This is a genomic window from Streptomyces sp. NPDC034670 (assembly GCF_055574875.1).
Map to the genome: position 1 here is coordinate 8492 of NZ_JBVITR010000082.1, position 7469 is coordinate 15960.

The window sequence follows — 7469 nt, forward strand, 5'->3', positions numbered from 1 at the left end:
GTGCGAGAGAACAGAAGCGCAAACCCCCCCCCCCCCCCCCCCCCCCCCCCACCCCCCCCCCCCCCCCCCACCCCCCCCCCCCCCCCCCCCCCCCCGGCCCGCGAGGAGCACGAACCGGTGAGCCAGAGACTTCGATGAGTTCCGTCCCTTTCCCCTGCCCGCACTCCGATGCCGGCCGGTCCGGCGAACGATGCACACGGCGTTGACCACCACGATGCTGGTCCTGTTCACGTCGACCGGCTGCACCCGCTTGACCGAGCCGCCGCCTCCCCCGCCGCCGCCTCCCCCGCCGTCGCCGCGCGGCGGCGAAAGTGCGACGCGGGCAGTTGTCCGTGCTGCAGATCCGACAGGTACAGCGCGGCAGTATCCGCCCTGAACTCGGGCGAGTAGACCTTCATCACCATAAAAGATGCCTCCTTCCCGGCCCCTGGCAGGGCCGGGCTCAGAGGTGTCCACCACTCGGGGACAGGGCCCACTCCACAGGCCGGACAGTCACCGAGGCCGCCCGGGAACTCGGGGTGAGTCCGGAGTCTCTGCGCAACTGGTACCGCCAGGCGAAGGTGGACCGAGGCGAAGGACGCCCCGGCGAGCTGACCGGTGCCGAGCGTGAGGAGCTCAAGCGACTGCGGAAGCAGAGCGCCGAGCAGGCCAAGACGATCGAGGTGCTGCGAAAAGCCGCGGTCTTCTTCGCGAAGGAAAGCGATCGATGAACGAGACGTACGCGTTCATCGAAGCGGAGAAGACCACCCACGGCGTCGCTTTCCTGTGCCGGCTGCTGAACGTGGCCCGCTCCTCCTTCTACGCCTGGCAGGCGGCGGCGAAGGCCCGCGCCGCACGGCAGGCGGCCGACGAGGCCCTGGCCCACGAGATCACCGTCATCCACGTCGCATCCCGCCACACGTACGGCGTCCCGCGCATCCACGCCGAACTGCGGCGCCCGGGCCGGGCGGTGAACCGCAAACGCGTCGCCCGCGTCATGGGTGAACGCGGTATCCAGGGCGCCCACCGCCGTCGACGGCGCTCGCTGACCCGGCCGGACAAGAAGGCGAGACCGGCCCCGGACCTGATCGGCCGCGACTTCCACGCCGAGCGGCCGGGCACGAAGCCGGTCGGGGACATCACCTGCCTCCCCACCGCCGGGGGCCGGCTCTACCTCGCCTGCTGGCTGGACCTGGCCACCCGCGAGATCGTCGGATACGCGATGGCCGCCCACCACCGCGCCTCCCTCGTCGTCGACGCCCTGAAGATGGCCCACGGCCGCGGCGGCCTGCAGCCGGGATGCATCACACACTCGGAATCGCGGCAGCGAATACACATCAGCAGGGTTCCGCAGTGAAATACGTGAGTTGGGCCTGCGACAAAGCGGCGGCCGTACCGGATCATGCTTCGACAATGCGCCGCGGAAAGCTTCTGGGCCCTGCTCAAGGAAGAGATCGGCACCCGCACCCGGGCCGACCGGGCCACCGCCCGCGTCGAGGTCTTCGCCTTCATCGAGGCGTTCTACAACCGGCGCCGCCTACGCAAGCACAAGGTCTTCGGCTACCTCACCCCGGCCGAGACCAGGCAGCGCCACCAGCACACCCTTGCGGCATAGAGATCGAGTGTCCAAGATCACGGGGAAACTTCACAGGCCACGTGCGCTCCCAGACCGGTCAGCCCCGGTGCCACGTCCGGTCGCAGCACGAGGTCGTGGTCGTAGTCTCCGCCGTTCTGCGGTCGGTACGCGATCGGCTCGGTCGTCGGAATCGCGAGCAGGCGCTCGCGCAGTTCCTCGGCCGCCGCCTCGCCCTCCTCGGGCGTGAACCGGTCGGCACCCGTGATCAGCACCGGGGGCAGCACCTCCGCGCCCGCGTAGAACAGGGTGCCGTGCTGCAGCGGGAACAGCAGCTCGTCGACGGATCCGTGGATGCCCCGCTCACCGTATAATCCTGCCGGCCCGCCCATGGTCACAACCGTCATCGCACGCTTGCCCGCGAGGAACCCGTCCCCGTAGCCGATCCACTCGCCGTTCGGACCGCGCAACCCGTATGCGAAGCCCTGGTGCCAGACCCGGTCGAACCAGCCCTTGAGGATGGCGGGCATTCCGAACCACCACATCGGGAACTGGACCACGATGGTGTCTGCCCGGTTGATCTTTTCCTGCTCGGCTCGGATGTCGGCGCTCAGCGCGCCGCTCTCGTACGCCTGCTTCGCAGCGGCAGCGACCTGGAACCGCTTCGCCGGGGGGTGGGCGTAGTCGGCGGTGTCGACGACGGGGTTCCAGCCCATTGCGTACAGGTCCGACACCTCGACCTGGTGACCTTCAGCGCGCAGCGCGCGCTGTCCCTCCGCGGCGAGGTAGCTGTTGAGCGAGCGGGGTTCGGGGTGGGCAAGAATCCAAAGAATGTTCATGACGTCGATGGTGACCGTGCGGCACCGCCACGACGACTGGCCTGATGGACAATATGTGCGAGGATCAGGCCATGGCTGCTTTCGCCGAGGACGGGTGCCACCGAGTGGCGGTCCTGGTCCGTGACAAGGTGCTGTCGTTCGAACTCAGCATCGTCCACCGGATCTTCGGCCAGGCGCGCTCGGCCGCCGGCGCCGCGCTCTACGAGATCGTGACGTGCGCGACCGAGCCCGGCGTGATGCACACGGACGCCGATTTCTCCATCACCGTCGCTCACGGCCTCGAGGCACTGGCCGAGGCCGACACTGTCATCGTCCCCGGCTCCGAGGACGACTTCGAACCCTGGAGCGGGCCGCTTGACCCCTCGCTCACCGCCGCGCTGGCGCGGACTCAACCGGGCACACGGATCGCTTCGATCTGTACGGGCTCGTTCGTGCTGGCCGCGGCGGGCCTGCTGACAGGGCGGCGGGCAACCACGCACTGGCGCTCATCCGCCCGGTTCCGGGAGCGGTTCCCGGAGGTCGTATTCGACCTGGACGTCCTCTACACCGACGACGACGGCGTCCTCACTTCTGCCGGAGCGGCGTCGGGCATCGACTTGTGCCTGCACATGATCCGCACCGACCACGGCGCAGCAGTCGCCAACGACGTGGCGCGCGGTTCCGTCGTCCCGCCACACCGCGAGGGCGGGCAGGCGCAGTACGTGCAGCGGCCGATGCCGGACCCGAGTGTCTCCTCGACCGGCAAAGCGCGCCAATGGGCACTCGCAAACCTCCACCGGCCCGTCACGCTCCGGGAACTGGCAGACCAGGAATCGATGAGCACGCGAACCTTCACCCGCCGCTTCCGAGAGGAGATCGGCACATCGCCGGGACGGTGGCTCACCCGACAGCGCATCGAGCGAGCCTGCTCCCTGCTGGAACGCACCGACCTGCCCATCGAAGAGGTCGCCGTCACCGCGGGCTTCGGCACCGCCGGCTCATTGCGATTGCATCTGCGATCCGAACTAGGGGTCTCACCCAGCGCCTACCGCGCCACGTTCCGCGGCCCCTGACCCGCCACGCGCGAGGGTCATGGCGACCGTCCCGTCAGGAGTTCTGAGCTTCAGAGTCAAGCTGAGCACACCACCGGCCTGGATGGCGTCCCGCGAGATGGTGTAGGCGATCACCGTGCGGGTGTGCGCGAGCGGGTGCCCGGGGCGTGCATCCGGCGACGGTCTCCGCTTCCTGCGCATCGGGCAGGCCACCGTGCAAATCTCCCTGGTGAACAGCCAGTTCAACACTGGAGGTGCCCGGCGGTCTTGTCCCAGTCTGACCTACAACGCCTGCTGGAGTCACTGCGCACGGGGGACGGGCTCGAGCTCGTCCGCAACGTCGCCGAGCGCATGCTGCAGGAGCTGATCGAGGCCGAGCTCAGCGGCCGGATCGGCGCCCAGTGGAACGAGCACACCGACGCCCGCACCGCCTTCGTCCCGTTGTCGGCGGCGTTTCCGAACCGGTGAGCCAGGCAGTCACACTCCCAGGTGACCGCGCTGGACTGCCCGGCCATCGGCACGCAGGACTGCTGCACCAGGGCCTTCCCGCTGCTGCTCGGTGATTCGACACCAACGAGCTGTTCAGGAAGTCCTGTTCGTATGCGCCCAGCGCCCCGCGACCACCCGATCGGGACTCCCGTTCGACGCGCATCTCCCAAGATCGAAAAGACAACAGCTTCTGAGGCCCGTCGGTCTGGAAGGCGTGGTCTTCAAGTGGCTCTATGACGTCTATCGGCCTGTGACCAGGGTCGGCTGGCTCAGGTACAAGGTGAGGGAGACGGCGGGGGTAATCGTCGGTGGAGTCACGGGCTCCCTGGCCGCCGGTCCCGGACGCTGCTGCTCGGCGGGTGTGACACCGCCGGCCGCCTCGCGTACGTTGGCGGCACCACCACCAGGGTCCGTACCACGGGGACTGCGGTCGCCGGGCTGCTCGCTCCGGCTGGAAGGGGCCGGTCAGGGCAGAGGGCTGGTCACAGGCTCCGACTACTGTTCCAGTTCCAGTGCCAGGCCGACCTTGTGACCTCCGGCTCGCTGCTGCCCGGCAGGAGCCACCATCTGCAGCTGGTCCTGTGGGTCTGCGTCGGCCGGTGTCTGGGGCGCCGGGCCTGCCGCGCCGGACAACGCCGCTACCGCACGGGCCAGGTGCTCCAGCAGCCGGGCGTTGTCCGGGTCCGCCTGGTCCCCCACTGCGCGGGCCTGCCGGGTGATTGCCGCCAGCACTTCCCGGCGGGTCTCCGCCTCGGCATCGGTTGCGTTGTGGGTCGGTTCCATTCGGGTTCCTTGGTCTTTCGAAGGAGGGCTGGTGGACCGGAGCAGCGCGGTGACCGCTCAGGCAGCTGTTTCCTGGGGGTCTTGGCCGGGCTCGGGGTGGCTGCGCGCTCGTGTCCTGTGACCGCAGCGGCCGCTGGGTGCGCGTGTACGGCCGTGGCAGTGGTGTCGGCGAGGCTGGTCGTTGTCAGAAGGGGCGGAGCCGGTCGGGTCCAGTTCGTCGTGAGGCACCGGATGGCCTTGTCACCGCGCTCGAAGCGGTAGTCGTGATTGAGCGTGAGCAGGCGTCATATACAGCGTCTGCGTGAGCGGTGGGGGGCCGATGGGGTCGGCCCCGCACCGGGTGTCACGGGCTGCGGGTCAGGCGCGCAGGATCTTCCAGAGGGTGACGTCGGCTGCGCGGTTGAAGTAGGGGTTGGTGTCGACTTCGAAGCGGACGCCGGTGACGGTGCCGTTGCCGTTGGTCTCCAGGAAGCCTCCGCGGCCGTGGTAGGTGTTCCACAGCAGGACGGTGTCGTTGAAGCGGACGATGCCGTCCCGGGGGATGGCGGTCTGGTCGAAGATCTGCCAGCGGCTGCTGTTCTCGTCGCGGTCCTTGCCCCAGGCGGTGGTGACGTCGTAGAGGCTGCCGGCGTTCTTCTGTGCGGGGCCGGCGTCGCCGTTGCCGCGGTAAAGGTTGCGCAGGTAGATGATGTCGCCGCTTTTGACGGGGAGCCGGTGGCGGCGCAGGAGCCGGAGACGACTTCCCAGGTGCCGGTGCCCTCGTCGCGGTTGGCGGTGGCGGCGGTGTAGATGCCGTACTTGGCGCCGGGGGCGGTGGCGTTGCCGTTGGAGTCCAGGTAGCCGCCGTCTCCCTGGTAGAGGTTCTGCAGGTGGATGCGGTCGCCGTAGCACAGCTCGTTGGCCATGCGGTCTTCCCCTTCCGGACATGGTGCACCGTCGCCGGGGCGAGGTGCGGTCCGGCCGACGGATACGTGCACCGGAAGCAAAGCGCGACTGATCGAGTACAGGAAGTGACGAGGTGTGGGTATCGGCCCATGCGGAGCGCCGCGTTTGACTCAGGGAGAGCGGGGGCAGTGCCAAGTCCGTCATCGCCCGGGCATCGTGCCGCGCATGACTGGAACAGCGACACGCCCGTTTCGCAGGCCCGGTAGGCCGGGGCTGCCGAATGACTGAAACCTCCGCTCTGCGCCACCTCGACACGCAGCCCAGCAGGTGAACCGGACAGGCGCCGCATTGACGCCTATCACGGATAGCTGCGGCCGGTAAGAACCTGCGGGTCCCGCAGGTGCACGCCGCTGATCACACTTTCGAGCGCCTCACCCGCGTCAGCCCCTAGCCACTGTCCGGTGGATCATGGTTTGAGCCATAAGCGGATCGCTGCGACTGTGACGGTCCCGTGGAAGACGTAGGTCCGCTTGTCGTAACGGGTGGCGACCGCCCGGGAGTTCGTGAGGCGGTTCACTGTGCGTTCGACCTCGTTGCGGCGCCGGTAGAGCTCGCGGTCGAAGCCGGTGGGCCGGCCGCCCGCGCTGCCTCTGCGTCGGCGGTTGGCCCGCTGGTCCTTCGGCTCCGGGATCGTGTGCCGGATGCGGCGTCTTCGCAGGTGGCGGCGGTTGCGGCGCGAGCTGTATGCCTTGTCGCCGCTGACGTGGTCGGACCGGGTTCTGGGCCGTCCACGTCAGCGGTCGGGCCACCCGGATCCGGTCCAGGACCTCGATCAGCTGTGGAGCGTCGCCCCACTGGCCGGGCGTGACCAGGACGGCCACGGGACGGCAGCCGCCTTCGCCGGCGAGGTGAATCTTGCAGGTCAGGCCACCCCGGGACCGTCCGAGTCCCTCGTCGGGGCGGTGGTGCCGGGGCGTTGTCCTTTTTTCGGGATCCGCGGCCGGGCCCTGCGGGCGCCGGCCGCGTGCTGATGGGACCGGCAGGACGTCGAGTCGACGCCGACCATCGACCGGTCGATCCGGCCGGCGAGGTCGGCGTCGGCCTGGACCGCCTGCAGGATCCGGTCCCACGTGCCGTCCGCCGACCAGCGACGATGCCGTTCGTAGACGGTCTTCCACGACCCGTGGCGTCCCGGCAGGTCCCGCCAGGGGACACCGGTCCGGATCCGGAACAGGATCCCGTTGACCACGGTGCGATGGTCGTTCCACCGGCCACCCCGACCACCTGACGGCGGCAGACGCGGCTCCAGCAGCGACCACTCGTGGTTCGTCAGCCCCCCGCCCCATGCCCGAACCAACGAGCGACCAGTCATAAGGTCACATGATCCGCCGGACAGGGCCTAGCTGGGCCATCATGTCCTCGGTGACTGGGCGACCTTGGCACGCCTTCCGAACGCTGCTGATGACCTTGGTGCGGTTGAAGGGCTCTGCAACCCCGCTTCGCTTGATCACCATGAGGGAGTAGGTCTCCATTGCGGTGAAGCGACGGGAGCAGTCGGGGCACTGACGGCGCCTGCGGATCGACGTGCTGCGACATCTCGACCTCGTGTCAGTGAGCCACCATGGGATACACCGCTCCGTGACAGTGAGAGGCGTTGTCCGTGTCACCCCGATGTCAGCAGCAGACAGCCGCTCACTCCTCCGTCACTTGCGAAAATACGCCAGGAAGCAGCCGCCAGCCACTGCCAACCACCTCACTGACACGAACCCGGCACATCGCACGCCGTCGCCTTCGGGGACCGCCGGCCCGGCCAGGCGGGCCGGCGGCGGGGGGGGGGGGGGGGGGGGGGGGAGGGGGGAGGGGGGGGGGGGGGGGGGGGGGGGGGGGAGG

At 69.2% G+C, this 7469-nt stretch carries 7 protein-coding genes and 3 pseudogenes; 5 read left to right on the forward strand and 5 right to left on the reverse strand.

Going from position 1 to position 7469, the window contains the following annotated elements; all coding sequences use genetic code 11:
• Positions 1-332 precede the first annotated feature (332 nt).
• From ACZ56B_RS31170 to ACZ56B_RS31180, 3 genes are read left to right on the forward strand one after another with little or no spacing between them, the layout of a single operon-like run.
• Positions 333-710, forward strand: a complete 378-nt coding sequence (locus ACZ56B_RS31170) for a transposase (RefSeq protein ID WP_468797898.1) — start codon at positions 333-335, stop codon at positions 708-710.
• Entirely contained in the window at positions 707-1336 is a 630-nt protein-coding gene (locus ACZ56B_RS31175; RefSeq protein ID WP_468797901.1) for an IS3 family transposase, read from the forward strand. Before ACZ56B_RS31170 ends, ACZ56B_RS31175 begins: the two co-directional genes overlap by 4 nt.
• Positions 1337-1381: 45 nt before the next feature.
• Positions 1382-1594 carry an IS3 family transposase gene (locus ACZ56B_RS31180; RefSeq protein ID WP_468797904.1) on the forward strand — a complete coding sequence of 71 codons (213 nt, stop codon included), beginning with the start codon at positions 1382-1384 and terminating at the stop codon, positions 1592-1594.
• 17 nt (positions 1595-1611) lie between these two features.
• Here the strand turns inward: ACZ56B_RS31180 and ACZ56B_RS31185 are convergent, their stop codons facing one another.
• Positions 1612-2391 carry an NAD(P)H-dependent oxidoreductase gene (locus ACZ56B_RS31185; RefSeq protein WP_468797907.1) on the reverse strand — a complete coding sequence of 260 codons (780 nt, stop codon included), beginning with the start codon at positions 2389-2391 and terminating at the stop codon, positions 1612-1614.
• A 44-nt stretch (positions 2392-2435) separates the two neighbouring features.
• Here ACZ56B_RS31185 and ACZ56B_RS31190 point away from each other — a divergent pair, with 44 nt between their 5' ends.
• Positions 2436-3443, forward strand: coding sequence for a GlxA family transcriptional regulator (locus ACZ56B_RS31190; protein WP_468797910.1), 1008 nt, complete (start codon positions 2436-2438; stop codon positions 3441-3443).
• Positions 3444-3689: 246 nt separating this feature from the next.
• Positions 3690-3857 (forward strand): annotated as a pseudogene (locus ACZ56B_RS31195) (IS256 family transposase); the annotation flags it as partial.
• Positions 3858-4406: 549 nt separating this feature from the next.
• Here ACZ56B_RS31195 and ACZ56B_RS31200 read toward each other — a convergent pair.
• The 4 genes and pseudogenes from ACZ56B_RS31200 to ACZ56B_RS31215 all read right to left on the reverse strand — a co-directional run.
• Entirely contained in the window at positions 4407-4694 is a 288-nt protein-coding gene (locus tag ACZ56B_RS31200) for a hypothetical protein (RefSeq protein WP_468797913.1), read from the reverse strand.
• Positions 4695-5051: 357 nt separating this feature from the next.
• Positions 5052-5585, reverse strand: a complete 534-nt coding sequence (locus ACZ56B_RS31205; protein ID WP_468797916.1) for a hypothetical protein — start codon at positions 5583-5585, stop codon at positions 5052-5054.
• A 460-nt stretch (positions 5586-6045) separates the two neighbouring features.
• Positions 6046-6951 (reverse strand): annotated as a pseudogene (locus tag ACZ56B_RS31210) (IS5 family transposase).
• Positions 6952-6976: 25 nt separating this feature from the next.
• A pseudogene (locus tag ACZ56B_RS31215) lies at positions 6977-7207 on the reverse strand (ATP cone domain-containing protein); the annotation flags it as partial.
• Positions 7208-7469 lie beyond the last annotated feature (262 nt).

What these genes read in the sequence shown, in the direction of transcription:
- ACZ56B_RS31175 (WP_468797901.1), top strand. Translation starts at nt 707, where the DNA reads ATGAACGAGACGTACGCGTTCATCGAAGCGGAGAAGACCACCCACGGC.
- ACZ56B_RS31180 (WP_468797904.1), top strand. Translation starts at nt 1,382, where the DNA reads ATGCTTCGACAATGCGCCGCGGAAAGCTTCTGGGCCCTGCTCAAGGAA.
- ACZ56B_RS31185 (WP_468797907.1), bottom strand. Translation starts at nt 2,391, where the DNA reads ATGAACATTCTTTGGATTCTTGCCCACCCCGAACCCCGCTCGCTCAAC.
- ACZ56B_RS31190 (WP_468797910.1), top strand. Translation starts at nt 2,436, where the DNA reads ATGGACAATATGTGCGAGGATCAGGCCATGGCTGCTTTCGCCGAGGAC.
- ACZ56B_RS31200 (WP_468797913.1), bottom strand. Translation starts at nt 4,694, where the DNA reads ATGGAACCGACCCACAACGCAACCGATGCCGAGGCGGAGACCCGCCGG.